Below are 15986 nucleotides of genomic sequence, written 5' to 3'. Positions count from 1 at the left end.
TATAGTAAATATTATTGAAAGGGGAAGTAAAAAATGCTCTATCCATATCATGATAAAAAACCGATCATCGCTCATTCGGCCTACATTGCCGATTATGTGACCATCTCCGGGGATGTAGAGATCGGTGAAGAGTCCAGCATCTGGTTTAACACCGTCATCAGAGGGGATGTCGCTCCAACGAGAATCGGTAATAAAGTAAATATACAGGATAATTCCATTCTTCATCAGAGTCCAAATAACCCTCTTATTCTTGAAGATGAAGTAACCGTAGGCCACGGAGTGATTTTACATAGCTGCAAAATCCGAAAAAAGGCTTTAATCGGCATGGGGTCGATCATTCTCGATAATGCTGAAATTGGTGAAGGAGCATTTATTGGGGCAGGAAGCCTTGTTCCACAAGGGAAAGTCATTCCTCCCAACACACTGGCATTCGGTCGGCCAGCAAAAGTAGTGAGAGAGTTAAATGAACATGATATTAGCGAAATGAAGCGAATTTCGAGAGAATACGCAGAAAAAGGACAATATTATAAAAGCATCAAACCATTTTAATATCCTATACTTGGGATACCCCAACCTTCCTGAGAATACTCATGGAATATTTTCTTGTTGGCGGGTCCCCGTTCCGGATTTATCTGCCATTTTCAAAATACATCTGCCAAAAGTAAGTTTTATCTGCGAAAATCGCGATATACCTGCCCTTCGACACAAAAAAACAAACTTCGCCACCGCCTTCCCATATCGTAAAAAAGACCAACACCCTAATAAGTGTTGGTCTCTTCTATCTCTATCTTTCCTTATTCACTCAACGCTTCTGCTTTTAATGCTTCAGCTTTGTTTGTACGCTCCCAAGGAAGATCAATATCGTTACGGCCAAAGTGTCCGTAAGCTGCTGTCTGCTTATAGATCGGACGGCGAAGGTCCAGCATTTTGATGATTCCTGCAGGACGCAGATCAAAGTTGTTGCGAACAACGTCAATTAGTACGTCTTCTGATACTTTACCTGTTCCAAATGTATCAACGGAGATGGATACCGGTTGAGCAACACCGATCGCATACGCTAATTGAACTTCACATTTTTCAGCAAGTCCTGCTGCCACAATGTTCTTCGCTACATAACGTGCTGCATAGGCTGCTGAACGGTCCACTTTCGTTGCATCCTTACCAGAGAATGCACCGCCACCGTGACGAGCGTACCCGCCATATGTGTCAACGATGATTTTACGTCCTGTTAACCCTGCATCACCTTGTGGTCCGCCGATAACGAAACGACCAGTCGGGTTGATGAAGTATTTTGTTTGCTCATCGATCAGTTCTTTCGGTACAACAGGATCGATGACATATTCTTTTAAGTTACGTTGGATTTGCTCAAGCGTCACTTCAGGGTGATGCTGAGTTGAGATTACGATCGTGTCGATGCGAACCGGCTTATCGTTTTCATCATATTCAACGGTTACTTGAGTTTTTCCATCCGGACGTAAGTAAGGAAGGATTTCTTCTTTACGAACTTCAGTCAGACGACGGGAAATCTTGTGAGCAAGGGAAATCGGTAGAGGCATAAGTTCTTTCGTTTCATTACAAGCGAATCCAAACATTAACCCCTGGTCACCTGCACCGATTGCATCGATTTCTTCATCCGTCATTTGACCTTCACGAGCTTCAAGTGCCTGATCTACACCTTGAGCGATATCAGCAGATTGCTCATCGATGGATGTTAATACAGCACATGTCTCGGCATCAAAGCCATATTTCGCACGAGTGTAGCCAATCTCACGGATCGTTTCACGAACGATTTTTGGAATATCGACATACGTACTCGTTGTAATTTCACCCGCAACAAGAACAAGACCCGTCGTAACAGACGTTTCACATGCTACACGAGCATTCGGATCATTTGTAAGAATTGCATCAAGAATTGAATCAGAGATTTGGTCACAAATTTTATCTGGATGTCCTTCGGTTACGGACTCAGATGTAAACAGACGACGATTAGTTGACATCAAGGTTCCTCCTTAAGCATAATTGTTAGATTTTGATCTAACAAAACATTAAACAGATACGGTACTCATTCCCTAAGTAGTATGAAGTAAACATGGTTTTTTTATAAAAAAATCATGCATTATGTGCATTTGATCCACTATAAACAGAAAAAACCCTTCCTCATGTTTAAAACAATAGAGGAAAGGTTTCAGATCATAGCCGCGCCTTTTCTCTCTTATCGTTCAAGGTTCATAGACCTTGCCTCAGTTTAGCACCTTCGCTTAATCGGATCTTTCAGACAGAAAGAATCCATTCACTATTTAGCAGGTTGCTGGGTTTCATAGGGTCTGCTCCCTCCACCAGCTCAGGATAAGAGTATCCGTTCAAGGAACAATAATAACGTTTAGTACAAAGGGTGTCAACTTTTTTTCAAGTGACATGTTTAACCATTCAAGCTTACTCTTATCATGATTCCAACCTATCTTGCCCTCATAAAATAACCTAATTAGGCAATGAGGCTAAACATTATGATATTTTTTTCATATATATAAGAAGATACAAGCTATATTTGGACGAAAAATGTGACAATATGAAGACACATTATAAAAATGAATAAATAGTATAGACTAATGCTTCAATTGTGTTATACTATTTTTGTGAAGCAAACGAGATCATTAAATTTATATAAAGGAAGGGTTCTAATGAATTCAGTGAGCATGTCTAATGAATTAACAGAATTACTTAACGGTCAAAACATTCAGGAACAATTATCTGTTTCCCAACTAGTTGAAAAAGTCCTTCAACGAAATGAAGGCGTTTTAACATCATCAGGTGCAGTCAGAGCAGAAACTGGTAAATACACAGGACGCTCTCCTAAGGATAAATTCATTGTAGAAGAACCATCCACGAAGGATAAGATTGAGTGGGGTTCTGTCAATCAACCAATCTCTTCAGAATCATTCGATAAACTATATACAAAAGTATTAGATTACTTAAAAGAAAAAGAAGAAGTATTTTCATTCAAAGGGTTCGCAGGTGCTGACCCAAAACATAGACTACCGATTCAAGTGATCAACGAATTCGCTTGGCATAATCTTTTCGCTCACCAATTATTCATTCGCCCTACAGGAGAAGAGCTAAAGGGTCATCAATCAGAATTCACCGTCGTTTCTGCCCCGAACTTCAAGGCAGATCCAGCAGTAGACGGAACTCACTCTGAAACATTTATCATTGTATCATTTGAAAGAAGAATTGTCTTAATTGGCGGAACTGAGTATGCAGGTGAAATGAAGAAATCGATTTTCTCTGTAATGAACTACGTCCTTCCAGAATCAGATATCCTTTCCATGCACTGTTCTTCAAATGTGGGACGTGAAGGAGATGTGGCATTGTTCTTCGGTTTATCCGGCACAGGAAAAACGACATTGTCCGCAGATCCAAACCGTCGTTTAATCGGCGATGATGAGCACGGATGGTCTCCAAACGGTGTATTCAATATCGAAGGTGGCTGCTACGCTAAGTGTATCGGTCTGACACGTGAAAAGGAGCCACAAATCTTTGATGCGATCCGTTTCGGTTCTGTCCTTGAAAATGTGGTTCTCGATGACAATTCCCGCATCGCTGATTATGAGGATAACACTTTAACAGAGAATACTCGTGCTGCGTACCCTCTTCAAGCGATGGATAACATCGTTGAACCAAGTGTTGCAGGACATCCAAATACCATTGTATTCTTAACCGCAGATGCATTCGGGGTATTACCTCCAATCAGCAAACTGACGAAAGAACAAGCGATGTATCACTTCTTGAGCGGATATACATCGAAGCTTGCAGGTACTGAGCGCGGAATCACTTCACCACAAGCCACATTCTCGACTTGCTTTGGCTCACCATTCCTGCCACTCCCTGCAACTCGTTATGCTGAGATGCTTGGGAAGAAAATCGATGAGCACAATGCTCAAGTATTCTTAGTGAACACTGGTTGGACCGGTGGAGAATACGGTGTTGGTAACCGCATGAAGTTATCTTACACTCGTGCTATGATTCAAGCAGCTCTTGAAGGGGAACTGACACACGTTGAAACAGAAACGGACGACATCTTTGGTCTGAACATCCCAGTTCACGTTCCTGGTGTTCCAGACGAAGTGCTTCAACCAAAGAGAACATGGTCCAATGAAGCAGCCTATGAAGTGAAGGCAAAAGAACTGGCCCACAAATTCAACGAAAACTTCAAGAAGTTCTCAAACGTACCATCTGAAATAGAACTTAAAGGCGGCCCAGCCGTTAAATAGTCTATATAATAAAGGTCCGTCCCTCAATTTTTGAGGGACGGACCTTTATTATCGTTATAATCCTTTCTTACGGCCGGTGATTCTGTTAAATAAAAAGACAACAATGGCAATAACAAGTAAAACGTGGATGATGGCTCCTCCGATTTTAAAAATCAATCCGAGTAACCAAAGGACTAAAAGAATTCCAATAATGGTCCAAAGCATGAGTTTCCCTCCCAGTAACTGTGTTTGATGCTAAGATTCCCTATTTCGATGAATTTAAAACTACACATGATATTTCACCTGAAAAATTTTTCACCTATTCTTAACTTCTGTTAGTCCATATGAATTTATACAAATGACATTTTCACTGGTTCCATCTGTTATCGAAATACCTCAAATAATACTTTACTAAATATTTCTAATTTTGGTATGATAATGATTATTTACAAGGGGGGAACAAGATGATCAGACAGCTAACGGAACAGGATCATGATATTTGCCAGCAACTCATTCATCAGCAGCCGGCTGAGAATTTGTTTATTATCGGGGATATTGAAGCCTTTGGGTATGAACAGGATTTTCAGAAAATCTGGGGCGACTTTGATGCGGAAGGGAAATTGAGGGGAATCCTCCTTAAGTACAGAGAAAACTTCATCCCTTTTTCCATGGGGGAATTTAATGCGGAAGGATTTGCCGCAATCATTAATGAGACTGAAGACTACAGCATCGTTTCCGGATTAAAAAGGATCGTCACGCAGGTTGAACCCTTTTTATCCAGAGAAATTAAATCAATAAGACATATGCACTATGCGAAATGTGACAGCACGGAATCAATGGATCGACAAGACCTGCCTCATGTAAAACAGGCTACCCTCAATGATTTACCTAAACTTGTTGATCTTTTGAACTCTATCCCTGAATTTAGTGGTGGCGATTTTTCTATAGAAAAAAGAAAACATAGCATGGAAGCCGGAGTTTCGAGAAGCTATTACGTAGAAGAAGACGGGAAATTTGTTTCTTCTGCTTCCACAACCGCTGAAAACAGTATGTCTGCGATGATTGTCGCTGTCTGTACACATCCTGAGTATAAGAAAAAAGGATATGCGACCGAGTGCATGACAAAGCTTTGTCGAGACGTACTAGAAGAAGGAAAAGAACTGTGCTTATTCTATGATAATCCTGAAGCAGGAAAAATTTATAAGCGAATCGGATTCAAGGATATTGGATATTGGTCTTTGTATAAATTTTAGTCATAAAAAAGTTGACTCCCAAAAAAGAGTCAACTTTTTCATTATGCAGCTGCTTTCCGATTCCCGATTAACCTCGCCTGAACCAATCGTTGTCTTACAGTGATCCCAATCCAGCTGGCCAGGAATGCTTTGATAAGTCCAACTACGATAAATGGATATACACCTGCTGCCATTGCCTGATTCCAGCTAAGATCGGCTACAAATTTCAGTTGAATGGTACCCAGGATCAACGTAATGATCATTCCAACTGTATTGGCAACCATCGCCATTGGAATGGTGAATTTGGTTTTTTCAAGGATGAAGCCTGTAAAGAAAGCCGCTACGATAAAGCCGAATATATAGCCTCCCGTAGGCCCGACCAGTACCTGTGCCCCTCCACTGAAGCCCGCAAATACAGGAACACCGACTGCTCCCAGGGCTGCATAGCATATCATGGCAAACGCTCCATATCGGCTTCCAAGAATTGTCGCTGTAATTCCTACTGCTAATGTTTGCCCACTGATTGGAACGAGTGGCAGTGGAATCTCAATCTGAGCGAAAATCCCCGTAATAGCAGCAAAGATAGCACAGTGAATGATCACCCTTAGTTTTTCTCCGTTCACTTTCAAATCCCCCTTGTGTATGTAAACTATGTATAACATTAAGTTAACACAATTCGAAGGATTTTGGGAAGCTTATTTTTTTATCCCTTCCTTTAACTGGGAGCATAGACATTGCATATCTTCTCTTCTGCCTGCCATTCTAAAGCGGTCTTTAATGAAATCCTCCCTTGGGGGAACTCATCAATCCCCTTATCACTCACCAAATACAGGATGGTGCGATTTGGCTGATATTCATTAAATACTTGAATGATTCTTCCTATGGCTATGTATGGCATTTTCTTTTCTCTCCTTATGAGCAGGACGCAATTTTTTCAACTACGTCCTGCGTTTTGAAAAGGGATCAAGCGAACGTAATCACCTACACTCGATCATATTTCTCTCCGTTTCCCGTCTATTAACTTTCCTTTTTAAGCAGCATCTCTTCACGCACTTGTTCCGCCGCTTCCACCATGGTTTTAAGCGCTGATACCGTCTCATCAATTCCACGTGTTTTCAAACCACAATCCGGGTTGACCCAGAATAAATGGGGATCCAGCACTTCAAGAGCCCGATGTATATTACGGATTAATTCTTCACGCTTCGGCACCCGGGGACTGTGTATGTCATATACCCCCAGACCAATCCCTTTGTCATACGTATTGTCTTCAAAAACATGGATTAATTCCCCATGACTTCTTGATGTTTCAATCGAGATGACATCAGCATCCAGATCATTGATGGCATCTATAATATCTTCAAAATCCGAATAGCACATATGTGTATGGACCTGGGTTTGGTTCTGTACTGATGAAGTGGCTAATTTGAAAGCGTATACGGCAGCCTTAAGATATTGCTCCCAATTTTCATTTTTTAAAGGCAGTCCTTCCCTAAGTGCCGGTTCATCGACTTGTATCATACGAATTCCATTGGCTTCTAATTCCTCTATCTCTTTTTGGAGAGAAAGTGCGATTTGATTAGCTACTTCATAACGTGATACATCATTCCGAACAAATGACCAGTTAAGAATTGTGATAGGACCCGTTAACATCCCTTTAACCGGTTTATCCGTTAATGATTGAGCGTATACGGTTTCTCTAACGGTCATGGTTTCTTTAAAATTCACATCACCATATATGAGTGGTGGCTTCACACATCTGGAACCGTATGATTGTACCCACCCATACTTCGTAAATTGAAAACCTTCTAATTTTTCACCAAAGAATTCAACCATGTCCGTCCGCTCGAATTCACCATGTACAAACACATCAAGGCCGATTTGTTCCTGAATTTCAACCCAACGTTTGATTTCTGCATGAATATATTGCTGATACTCCCCATCAGAAAGTTCTCCCTTCCTCCATTTCAACCTTTGCCTTCTCACTTCCTGGGTTTGAGGAAAACTGCCGATTGTAGTGGTGGGTAGAAAAGGTAATGAAAAGTACTTGGCCTGTTCCAGTTTACGAACATGGAAAGGATCCTTTCTCCCGACATTGTTGGGATGCAATTCTTCAACCTCTTCCTGCACTTCCCTATTATTACGCAGCGGAGATTCATTTAAATTCTTAATCGCCGTTACACTTTGAGCGATATCATCTTCTATTGTTTCAGCTCCATCACGAATCCCCTTTGTTAAAACAGTGATTTCATGTAATTTCTCATCAGCAAATGATAGAGCGTCAATGAGGGGGTGGCCAAGTGTTTCTTCATTCTGCAAGGTTACAGGTACATGTAGTAAACTACATGATGGTTGTATGATCAAGCGATCACTTGGAACATATCCTGCAATGAACGAAAGAAGTGAGTTGGTATCCGCAAGATTACTTCTCCAAATATTCCTGCCATCAAGAATGCCGGCAGCCAAGAATTTATCCTTAGGAAAACCAAATTTCTTCAGCGCAGCCAAATTTTCTCCTCGATCATACACAAAATCTATCCCTATGCCATCTACCGGGAGTGTCAACACCCGCTGGTACCTTTCCAAACTATCATAATAGGTTTGAAGGATGATCTTTAACCCGGGGCAGGATTCTTTAAGTGTTTGATAGACTTCTTTGAATTGATTTATCTCTTCATCCCCGATGGATGTGCACAATATCGGTTCATCCATTTGTACCCACTCAACACCTTCTTCCTGTAATTCACGCAATACTTCAGCATAAAGAGAGACAAATTGATCAACATGGGTTTTATAATCCCCGGTTTCATACCCTTTAGACAATTTCACAAAAGTGAAGGGACCTAAGATAACCGGTTTCCCTTTTATCCCTGTTTTTTCTTTTGCCTCTTTATAAAAATGCAGGGGACGATTTTCCACTAACTGGGGTACGATCCCATCAAGTTCAGGAACGAGATAGTGATAGTTGGTGTTAAACCATTTTGTCATTTCTAATGCCACCGCGTCCTTTGAGCCTCTAGCCATTTCAAAATACGTTTCAAGAGAGACCTTACCCCCACTATAATGAAACCTCTCGGGAACCAAACCGAACATGACGGCTGTATCAAGCACATGATCATATAGGCTGAAATCTCCAACCGGAACTAAATCAATCCCCTGATCTAATTGCTTCTTCAAATGGTTGACTCGTATTTCCTCCATTTGCTCTAAGAAGGAATCCTTTTCAATCTTCCCTGCCCAAAATTGTTCCAGCGTCTTTTTCCATTCACGCTTTTCACCGATCCTTGGATATCCTAAATTCGAACTGATCACCTTACTCATTCATTCCTCACTCCTTATCTTGATTTGATTGTCATCAACAAAAAAATCTCCCTTTCAAATGAAAGAGAGATTCATACGTATCACTAACTAGAGTTGAGACCAACTTGTATTCTCAACACGTATTCCTCACCCCTCTCTATATCCACGTAGAGCATAAGCGCATACAACAGGCAGGTCTCCTGACTTAGGTTCACAGCTTCTTATCCCTTCCCATTTCAACAGAAATAGTGGTTGAATGATAAGTCGCTCCCCATCACAGTGGCGGGACCGTGCCGGATTTTCACCGGTCTTCCCTTTTAGCTGAGCATGATTCAGCACCTATTGCATTTGTCTATTAAATTTTTCTTTCATAAAAACGAAAAACCCTCTCTAACTACCATAGAGAGGGTTTCATATTATTAGAATCCTCTCTTATTTTCCAAAGCAATTTGCTTTGCAGGAATTAGCACCTTTTCAACACATCGGTTGAATGGTTGCCGGGTTTCACAGGGCCAGTCCCTCCACCTCTCTCAATAAGAGTTAAATATATATTCATCTACTGTTTCGAAATTTGTAATAATCGTAGCACGGTACATATGAGCTGTCAAAAGAAATTTAATCAATAACTTACACTTTTCTAATAATAGGTACTTTCTACATAATGACATTTGATACAAGACCTTGTTACATCAGTCTCATAGAAGACATGCCTGCAGTTTTCCTGAATGCTCTTCACTTCTTTTTCGAGTTGAATGATTCTCTGATTGAGTGATACGATATCATTCTTCAATTTGAGTACATGACAGATCGGTTTATCGATAGATGTTTGATCCATTTTCCACAAACTCCTTCGATTTTTCTATCAGTCCTCTTTCTATATCCTTTTGGGCATCGTCAAGATCGGTTGCCTTCATGCCCCTGATATCGTGTGAAATTCTCATTGAACAAAACTTGGGTCCACACATTGAACAAAAGTGGGCCGTTTTTGCCCCCTCAGCAGGAAGAGTTTCGTCATGAAACTCTCTTGCACGCTCAGGATCCAGGGATAAATTAAACTGGTCATTCCATCTAAATTCAAATCGAGCCTTAGAAACGGCATTATCTCTAATTTGTGCCCCTGGATGCCCTTTCGCTAAATCCGCTGCGTGTGCTGCGATTTTATAAGCAATGACACCTTCTCTCACATCATCTTTATTAGGTAATCCCAGATGCTCTTTCGGTGTTACATAGCACAGCATGGCTGTTCCAAACCAGCCAATCATGGCAGCCCCTATGGCAGAAGTAATGTGATCATATCCCGGTGCAATATCTGTCGTTAATGGCCCCAATGTATAAAAAGGAGCTTCATGACAGATTTCCATTTGCTTATCCACATTCTCTTTAATCATATGCATCGGTACATGGCCAGGTCCTTCAATCATCACCTGTACATCATGCTTCCAAGCAATTTTGGTTAGCTCACCTAATGTTTCAAGCTCTGCAAATTGTGCTTCATCATTTGCGTCGGCTATTGACCCCGGCCTTAATCCATCTCCTAAGGAAACGGAGATATCATAGGCTTTTAAAATCTTACATATATCTTCAAAGTGTGAATAAAGGAAGTTCTCCTTATGATGGGCAAGACACCATTGTGCCATGATTGAACCTCCACGGGAGACGATGCCTGTTGTGCGAGTAGCCGTCAGATGAATATACCGCAATAATACCCCTGCATGAATGGTGAAATAGTCAACCCCCTGCTCCGCCTGTTCGATCAATGTATCCCTGTATACATCCCATGTAAGATTTTCTGCAATCCCGTTAACCTTTTCAAGTGCTTGATAAATCGGTACTGTACCTACAGGGACAGGAGAGTTTCGAATGACCCACTCCCTTGTTGTATGAATGTTTTTTCCTGTTGATAAGTCCATTATTGTATCGGCACCCCAACGAGTTGCCCACGTCATTTTCTCCACTTCTTCTTCCACGGAAGATGACACGGCCGAGTTTCCGATATTCGCGTTTATTTTCACATGAAAGTGACGACCGATGATCATCGGTTCACATTCAGGATGATTAATATTAGCAGGAATGATGGCCCTGCCATTTGCTACTTCTTCTCTGACAAACGAGGGTTCAACATTTTCCCGGATAGCGATGAACTCCATTTCCGGTGTAATGATTCCTTTTTTCGCATAATGCATTTGAGTCACATTACGACCCGGTTTTGCCCGCATCGGGGTACGCTTGATAGTAGGGAACGACTCTATGTTTGCACGAGGATCTTTTCCTTTATAACCGTTATCTTCCGGTTCGATTTCACGTCCCGGGTAAGCCCCGACATCCTGACGTTCCAGGATCCACTCTGTGCGAACGGAAGGTAATCCTTTATTAATATCGACTTGGTAATGCTCATCTGTATAAGGTCCGCTTGTATCATATACACGAACCGGTTCATTCTCTTCCACACCCAAGGCAACATTCGTCCTACTCAGTTCAATTTCTCTCACCGGTACATTTATGTCAGGCCTTGATCCTCCAACATATACTTTTTTACTGTTTGTAAATTGCGATTTCAACTCGATTGCCACTTAACTTCTCCTCCTTTTGATTGGATCTTAGAAGTTACTGCGCTAGGCATTCCCCATAGTTCATAAAAAAGGACATGAAGACACAAAAAAGGGTCCTGAATAATCAGAACCCGAAATGTCAAAAAGTAGTATGCGCTAAAATACAGAAAAAACGCATCCGTACTACTTCCCTACGCTGGTATCATCCAGATCAGGTTCAAAGGGTCAAAGAACTTATGCGTTCTTCTCTCAGTCCAAGCAATGTATCGGACTCCCCTAGTAGAAATATTGATATTATTATGTTGTATTACATACTATTTTTACCATAATTCATTCTTTTTTCAAATAGTCTTATAGTAACAAATCAAATTATGATGTGATCACCCGTTTGATTTTCATTACCTTTTCAGGGTCTATTCCTAAGTCATAGCTCCCGTCTTTACGAACACCTGATCCAACATGATATTCCCGTGCTTTTAACTTATTGTGTATTTCTCCTATATTTTCCACGGTCAAACCTGATCCTGGCATGATAATGGGGCCGCCCACCTTTTCTATTTCCCTCATTGCACTAATCATGTCCAGCCCCCCGCTCACTTCAGTTTTTCCTCCAGATGTTAGGATTCGATCAACGTTCAAACCTGATTGGAATAATTCTTTGCATAAGTCTAATGGACCACAAGACACATCGATAGCCCGATGATAAGTAATCGATTGGCCCTTCGCAGTTTGTACGATTTCCTTTAAAGCATGGGAATCAAGTTTCCCTTCCTTGGATAAAGCACCAAAAACGATGCCAGTGGCCCCTATTTTATTTATGGTTCTTACTTGGTCCATCATGATGTGCAATTCTTCGGCATCATACGAGAAAGATTTACTATGTAAACGAATCATAACCTGAACAGGAATCGATACAGCCCTCAATACGTTTTCTATCATTTGATATTCAGGAGTTAATCCTCCCTCGTGTATGTCAGATACCAATTCAAGTCGATCTGCTCCGGATGCTTCTGCAATTTTGGCATCTTCCTCATTCAAGACAATGACTTCCAGTTTGCTCATGTTGATTTCCCCTATCGCGATATTGTTACGTTTACTTTATCATAATGGCTCGAAAATTGTAGAACTTGAGATAAAAAAGACAATGATTCCACATACAAATCACTGTCTTCTCCAATCTAATATCCTACTTTATTCAGAAAATAAATCCGGATACACCGTTTTTGCAGTTAGCAGAACGGCTTCTCCAATACGTGGTCCCGGTCTTGACATAATATCTGAATCCAGGAAATGAACCTGATCATTTTTCACTGCCTTTACATCTTTCCAGCTTTCCCGGGACTTGATTTCAGCTGTCGGCTCGTCGACATACCCCACTGTCGTTAAAATCATATTAGGATTCCGTTTAATGATTTCTTCTTCGCCTACTTTCACCCAGCCTTTTTGGTCTACAAAAATATTCTCGACCCCAGCCGTTTCCAGTATTTCTTGCTGAAACGTTTCTGCTCCTGCTGTGTAGATATCCGGGGAGGGACTGATTTCAAAATATACTTGTTCACTTTCCTTTAACGTACTTACTTTTCCTTTCACATCTGAAATCTGTTGCTTGATGCCATCTACCAATTCGTCCCCCTTCTTCTCTACTCCCATTACCGTGGCAATTTGTTCAATATCCCCATAAACATCTTCAAAGGTTTGGGCAGATTGAATAACGAATACGTTTAATCCCGCCTCTTCAAGCTGCTTCACTCCGGCATCATCTCCAGTAGTATACGCAATGACAGCATCTGGCTTTAGCGCAATGACCTCTTCAGCATTGACCGTCATGGAATCCGATACTCTTTTAATCTTTTTCGCTTCTTCAGGATAGTTATCGAATTCAGTTGCCCCGACTACCTTATCTCCAGCTCCTATTGCAAAGAGAATCTCTGTGTTACTCGGCTGTAAGGAAATAACGGTTTCCGGTACTTTCTCAAAGCTAATCTCTTCTCCCCTGTCATCGGTCACAGAATAAGACTCATTATCAGACTTAACTTCCTTTGTGGATGTTCCCCCTTCCCCATTGCTGCACCCTGCGAAAACAACCAGGATGAGTGATAGTAGTAAACTATTTAACCATGACTTTTTCATATTTCATCTTCTCCGCTTCTCTATATTTTGTCTTTATACGATTTACACACAAAAGGAATTTCTTCAATCCCTTCACATTTATTCACATACACGGCCATCACAAACAGGACATTTGCCAGTAAATGAGCGTATTTAAATAAAATGTTCTCCACTTTCATTTCAGTACTGACTTTATGTAAGGCACGGACGGACTTTTTTGCTTCACTGCGGCAGGTATGAAGCACACATGCAGCTGTCGAGCCCTGTGGAAGGACAAAGGTTTGGATTCGGTCCTCGACTTCCAACACATATCGATCGTACATTTGGCTCAATGTATTTAAGTCCTCTTCCTTGATGGCTGTCATTCCACGCACCGACCCATTAAGATGGTATGACATCTCAGCTAAATACAGTAAATCATCGTGCACTTTCGGTAAGTGCTCCGTCAATGATGACGCGAGTCCGATTTTAGTCGACAGTGAATCGGTCCGGATCTCAAAATCTACGGTTGAAACAGATTCACGCATATAGGGATAACATAAGTAGCGGAAATCCTTTGCCATCTGTAAACTCCTCCTTTCTGAATAATGTTTGTGAAGCACCTATCGTATTTCCAGGGAGGATAAATAAACACAAAAAAACCACCCAAGAATATTGGCCGGCAGTTGTCATCCATAAAAAAAGAGATGCTAAATAGCCGCACCATACCCCTAACTTCCGAAGAGCATAATACGATGAAAAAAAGGCAGGTATCCTGGCTTGTGCGTCAGCCTACTCTAAGAACCTTCCCATTTGAATGTTCAAATAGTGGTTTTCTTCTTATTTCGTCAGCACTTACAGTTGCGGAAACAGCTTCGGACTCACACCGAATTCCCTTTAAGCTAAAGATCAGCACCTAATTTCTGCGGGAATTATTCACTTAAGGAACATTATACCACTTTATCTATTTCAAAGTTGATGAAGTTTTGCATAAAAAACAAACATGTTGGCGTACAAGCTTGAATATCTTTTGAGTATGTGAAGAAATGATAAGGAGGAATAACATGAAGCGATTGGTTGTATTGCTATTATGCGTATTTTTGTTAAGTGCATGCGGAGACAAAGAACCTGCATCCTATGAATTATGTGGATATGGGGATATGATGGTAGTGAACAAGAAGGAATATGTGAAGGTCTCTGAGGAGAAGAAGCTGGTCCTTGATGAAAAGCTCGGGGCTATTAAAGAAAAGATTGAGAGTCAATATCACCCCGTGAATGATTTTACGGCAAATACACTGAAAAAAGGGACTCCCATTTATAGCGTGAAAGATCACAGCAACTATCTAATCGCACAGACTGAGGATAATCGCTATATTTTATATGAGGAAATACAATAAAAGGAGGGCTGTAAGCGGATGTTTACAGCCCTCCTTTATTTAGTTCGTGGAATTCAAGGAAATCAATCGATACAGAATCGTCGTTTTCTCATCCGTCCACTCCTTCTTTTCTATCCTGCCGTAACCACTGGGATCACTGTGTTTCGTCTTTCTCACATCAATCGGAATATGCATAGGATAAAGGCGATAACCATCCTTTTGGAGCTCGAACAGGTTCTCTTCTTTCCTCACTTCTTTTCCTTTTGTCACAATCATCGTGTTTAATTCCAAGCCCATGCCCATTTCTCTTGACCTCAATCCTTTTTTATTTAATCATACACCACTGTCTATTGATTTTTCATCCATGTGCATAACATGGAGACAATCTGCTGGTTCTTTCGTGGGGGAAAATAATGCGTAAACTCTTTGAAGTATCGGGACAACACAGATTTCTCCAACTCTTTCAGTCTTTTTTCTAATCTATATGCATGCTCCACTGAAACGTTCTGATCCTTTTCACCGTGAATGATCAATACGGGAGCTTCAAGGTTTTCTAATTTGTATAGTGGGGTACGCCATTCGTATCGTTCCGGAACTTTATTGGGACTTCCTCCTATGACTCGTTTCATCATTCTCCTGAGATCCTTCCGTTCGTCATATGTTAAGAACATATCGGAAACGCCTCCCCATGTAACAATGGAGGTAACGTCACTGCGCTGGATGCCTGTCAGCAGTGCCATTACTCCTCCTCGGGAAAAGCCGAACACATGAATCCGGTTATCTGCCACTCTGTGATAGCTTTTGAGCAATTCAAGACCCGAAATGGCGTCTTCACGATCATCCCCCGCAAAATCTTCATTTCCTTCTCCTCCAAGATTGCCTCGATAATAGGGAGCAAATACAATGAACCCGTGAGAAGCAAATTGAGCGATTCTCGCAGGGCGGACCATGCCAACGCCTTTGATCCCGCCTCTCAAATAGAGGAACCCGTCATACTTCCCAATTCCTGCCGGTTCAGCCAATAATCCTTTCACCCGGAGACCACCGGATAGATAGGTAATTTCATATAGTTCCACACGAGGATTAGGTGAAGGAAACAATATTTTCTTCACAATCGTTCCGTTTTTCATATTCTCTTCCTTTCAAAACGTGCTCTGGGTATTCACACATTTTTTATACTCTACATAGGATATTTTA

General features: G+C 41.2%; 16 protein-coding genes and 5 riboswitches. Of the genes, 4 read left to right on the top strand and 12 right to left on the bottom strand.

Going from position 1 to position 15986, the window contains the following annotated elements; translation table 11 throughout:
• Positions 1-33: 33 nt before the first annotated feature.
• On the top strand, positions 34-549 hold the full coding sequence (locus F0342_RS17045; RefSeq protein ID WP_149157057.1) for a gamma carbonic anhydrase: 516 nt from the start codon (positions 34-36) through the stop codon (positions 547-549).
• A gap of 245 nt (positions 550-794) precedes the next feature.
• On the opposite strand, the gene metK is transcribed toward F0342_RS17045, so the two are convergent.
• A complete protein-coding gene (gene metK, locus F0342_RS17040) occupies positions 795-1997 on the bottom strand; it encodes a methionine adenosyltransferase (RefSeq protein WP_149157056.1) in 1203 nt (400 codons plus the stop codon).
• 212 nt (positions 1998-2209) lie between these two features.
• Positions 2210-2353, bottom strand: a riboswitch (SAM riboswitch).
• Between the two features lie 325 nt (positions 2354-2678).
• On the opposite strand from metK, the gene pckA reads away from it, so the two are divergent.
• Entirely contained in the window at positions 2679-4268 is a 1590-nt protein-coding gene (gene pckA, locus F0342_RS17035; protein ID WP_149157055.1) for a phosphoenolpyruvate carboxykinase (ATP), read from the top strand.
• Between the two features lie 54 nt (positions 4269-4322).
• On the opposite strand, the gene F0342_RS17030 is transcribed toward pckA, so the two are convergent.
• The gene (locus F0342_RS17030; protein ID WP_113969836.1) at positions 4323-4472 is read right to left on the bottom strand and encodes a lmo0937 family membrane protein; all 150 of its coding nucleotides are present in this window, start codon (positions 4470-4472) and stop codon (positions 4323-4325) included.
• 239 nt (positions 4473-4711) lie between these two features.
• On the opposite strand from F0342_RS17030, the gene F0342_RS17025 reads away from it, so the two are divergent.
• Positions 4712-5500, top strand: coding sequence for a GNAT family N-acetyltransferase (locus F0342_RS17025; RefSeq protein ID WP_149157054.1), 789 nt, complete (start codon positions 4712-4714; stop codon positions 5498-5500).
• A 41-nt stretch (positions 5501-5541) separates the two neighbouring features.
• Here F0342_RS17025 and F0342_RS17020 read toward each other — a convergent pair whose 3' ends face one another.
• The 8 genes from F0342_RS17020 to F0342_RS16985 all read right to left on the bottom strand — a co-directional run bounded on the left by F0342_RS17020 (position 5542) and on the right by F0342_RS16985 (position 13997).
• Complete coding sequence (locus tag F0342_RS17020) at positions 5542-6108, bottom strand: biotin transporter BioY (protein WP_395940698.1); 567 nt, start codon at positions 6106-6108, stop codon at positions 5542-5544.
• A gap of 86 nt (positions 6109-6194) precedes the next feature.
• Positions 6195-6377: a hypothetical protein gene (locus F0342_RS17015; RefSeq protein WP_149157052.1), complete on the bottom strand. Its 183-nt coding sequence runs from the start codon at positions 6375-6377 to the stop codon at positions 6195-6197.
• A gap of 119 nt (positions 6378-6496) precedes the next feature.
• Positions 6497-8797: a 5-methyltetrahydropteroyltriglutamate--homocysteine S-methyltransferase gene (gene metE / locus F0342_RS17010; protein ID WP_149157051.1), complete on the bottom strand. Its 2301-nt coding sequence runs from the start codon at positions 8795-8797 to the stop codon at positions 6497-6499.
• A gap of 152 nt (positions 8798-8949) precedes the next feature.
• Positions 8950-9134: riboswitch (cobalamin riboswitch) on the bottom strand.
• 71 nt (positions 9135-9205) lie between these two features.
• Positions 9206-9316: riboswitch (SAM riboswitch) on the bottom strand.
• Positions 9317-9413: 97 nt separating this feature from the next.
• Positions 9414-9611 carry a hypothetical protein gene (locus F0342_RS17005; RefSeq protein ID WP_149157050.1) on the bottom strand — a complete coding sequence of 66 codons (198 nt, stop codon included), beginning with the start codon at positions 9609-9611 and terminating at the stop codon, positions 9414-9416.
• Positions 9589-11346, bottom strand: a complete 1758-nt coding sequence (gene thiC / locus F0342_RS17000; protein WP_149157049.1) for a phosphomethylpyrimidine synthase ThiC — start codon at positions 11344-11346, stop codon at positions 9589-9591. The genes F0342_RS17005 and thiC overlap by 23 nt, the downstream gene beginning before the upstream one ends.
• 150 nt (positions 11347-11496) lie before the next feature.
• Positions 11497-11613, bottom strand: a riboswitch (TPP riboswitch).
• A gap of 81 nt (positions 11614-11694) precedes the next feature.
• Positions 11695-12387: a copper homeostasis protein CutC gene (locus F0342_RS16995; protein ID WP_149157048.1), complete on the bottom strand. Its 693-nt coding sequence runs from the start codon at positions 12385-12387 to the stop codon at positions 11695-11697.
• Positions 12388-12516: 129 nt separating this feature from the next.
• Positions 12517-13455 (bottom strand): ABC transporter substrate-binding protein, encoded by a 939-nt coding sequence (locus F0342_RS16990; RefSeq protein WP_149157047.1) that lies wholly within the window; start codon positions 13453-13455, stop codon positions 12517-12519.
• A 20-nt stretch (positions 13456-13475) separates the two neighbouring features.
• The gene (locus F0342_RS16985) at positions 13476-13997 is read right to left on the bottom strand and encodes a hypothetical protein (RefSeq protein ID WP_149157046.1); all 522 of its coding nucleotides are present in this window, start codon (positions 13995-13997) and stop codon (positions 13476-13478) included.
• Between the two features lie 164 nt (positions 13998-14161).
• Positions 14162-14348, bottom strand: a riboswitch (cobalamin riboswitch).
• Between the two features lie 129 nt (positions 14349-14477).
• Here F0342_RS16985 and F0342_RS16980 point away from each other — a divergent pair.
• Positions 14478-14810: a hypothetical protein gene (locus tag F0342_RS16980; protein WP_149157045.1), complete on the top strand. Its 333-nt coding sequence runs from the start codon at positions 14478-14480 to the stop codon at positions 14808-14810.
• Positions 14811-14849: 39 nt separating this feature from the next.
• Here F0342_RS16980 and F0342_RS16975 read toward each other — a convergent pair whose 3' ends face one another.
• The gene (locus F0342_RS16975) at positions 14850-15092 is read right to left on the bottom strand and encodes a DUF2584 domain-containing protein (protein WP_149157044.1); all 243 of its coding nucleotides are present in this window, start codon (positions 15090-15092) and stop codon (positions 14850-14852) included.
• A 44-nt stretch (positions 15093-15136) separates the two neighbouring features.
• Positions 15137-15919, bottom strand: a complete 783-nt coding sequence (locus F0342_RS16970) for an alpha/beta hydrolase family protein (protein WP_149157043.1) — start codon at positions 15917-15919, stop codon at positions 15137-15139.
• Positions 15920-15986 lie beyond the last annotated feature (67 nt).

The sequence above is a fragment of the Bacillus sp. CH30_1T genome (assembly GCF_008364765.1).
In the GTDB taxonomy this organism is placed as follows: domain Bacteria; phylum Bacillota; class Bacilli; order Bacillales; family Bacillaceae_B; genus Rossellomorea.
The sequence above is the reverse complement of the archived record's forward strand: the minus strand, read 5'-3'. Positions and strand labels throughout refer to the sequence as shown.

Bases quoted from the DNA above. Each gene is read 5' to 3' on its own strand.
- F0342_RS17045 (WP_149157057.1), top strand. From the start codon at position 34: ATGCTCTATCCATATCATGATAAAAAACCGATCATCGCTCATTCGGCC.
- metK (WP_149157056.1), bottom strand. From the start codon at position 1,997: ATGTCAACTAATCGTCGTCTGTTTACATCTGAGTCCGTAACCGAAGGA.
- pckA (WP_149157055.1), top strand. From the start codon at position 2,679: ATGAATTCAGTGAGCATGTCTAATGAATTAACAGAATTACTTAACGGT.
- F0342_RS17030 (WP_113969836.1), bottom strand. From the start codon at position 4,472: ATGCTTTGGACCATTATTGGAATTCTTTTAGTCCTTTGGTTACTCGGA.
- F0342_RS17025 (WP_149157054.1), top strand. From the start codon at position 4,712: ATGATCAGACAGCTAACGGAACAGGATCATGATATTTGCCAGCAACTC.
- F0342_RS17015 (WP_149157052.1), bottom strand. From the start codon at position 6,377: ATGCCATACATAGCCATAGGAAGAATCATTCAAGTATTTAATGAATAT.
- metE (WP_149157051.1), bottom strand. From the start codon at position 8,797: ATGAGTAAGGTGATCAGTTCGAATTTAGGATATCCAAGGATCGGTGAA.
- F0342_RS17005 (WP_149157050.1), bottom strand. From the start codon at position 9,611: ATGGATCAAACATCTATCGATAAACCGATCTGTCATGTACTCAAATTG.
- F0342_RS16995 (WP_149157048.1), bottom strand. From the start codon at position 12,387: ATGAGCAAACTGGAAGTCATTGTCTTGAATGAGGAAGATGCCAAAATT.
- F0342_RS16990 (WP_149157047.1), bottom strand. From the start codon at position 13,455: ATGAAAAAGTCATGGTTAAATAGTTTACTACTATCACTCATCCTGGTT.
- F0342_RS16985 (WP_149157046.1), bottom strand. From the start codon at position 13,997: ATGGCAAAGGATTTCCGCTACTTATGTTATCCCTATATGCGTGAATCT.
- F0342_RS16980 (WP_149157045.1), top strand. From the start codon at position 14,478: ATGAAGCGATTGGTTGTATTGCTATTATGCGTATTTTTGTTAAGTGCA.
- F0342_RS16975 (WP_149157044.1), bottom strand. From the start codon at position 15,092: ATGGGCATGGGCTTGGAATTAAACACGATGATTGTGACAAAAGGAAAA.
- F0342_RS16970 (WP_149157043.1), bottom strand. From the start codon at position 15,919: ATGAAAAACGGAACGATTGTGAAGAAAATATTGTTTCCTTCACCTAAT.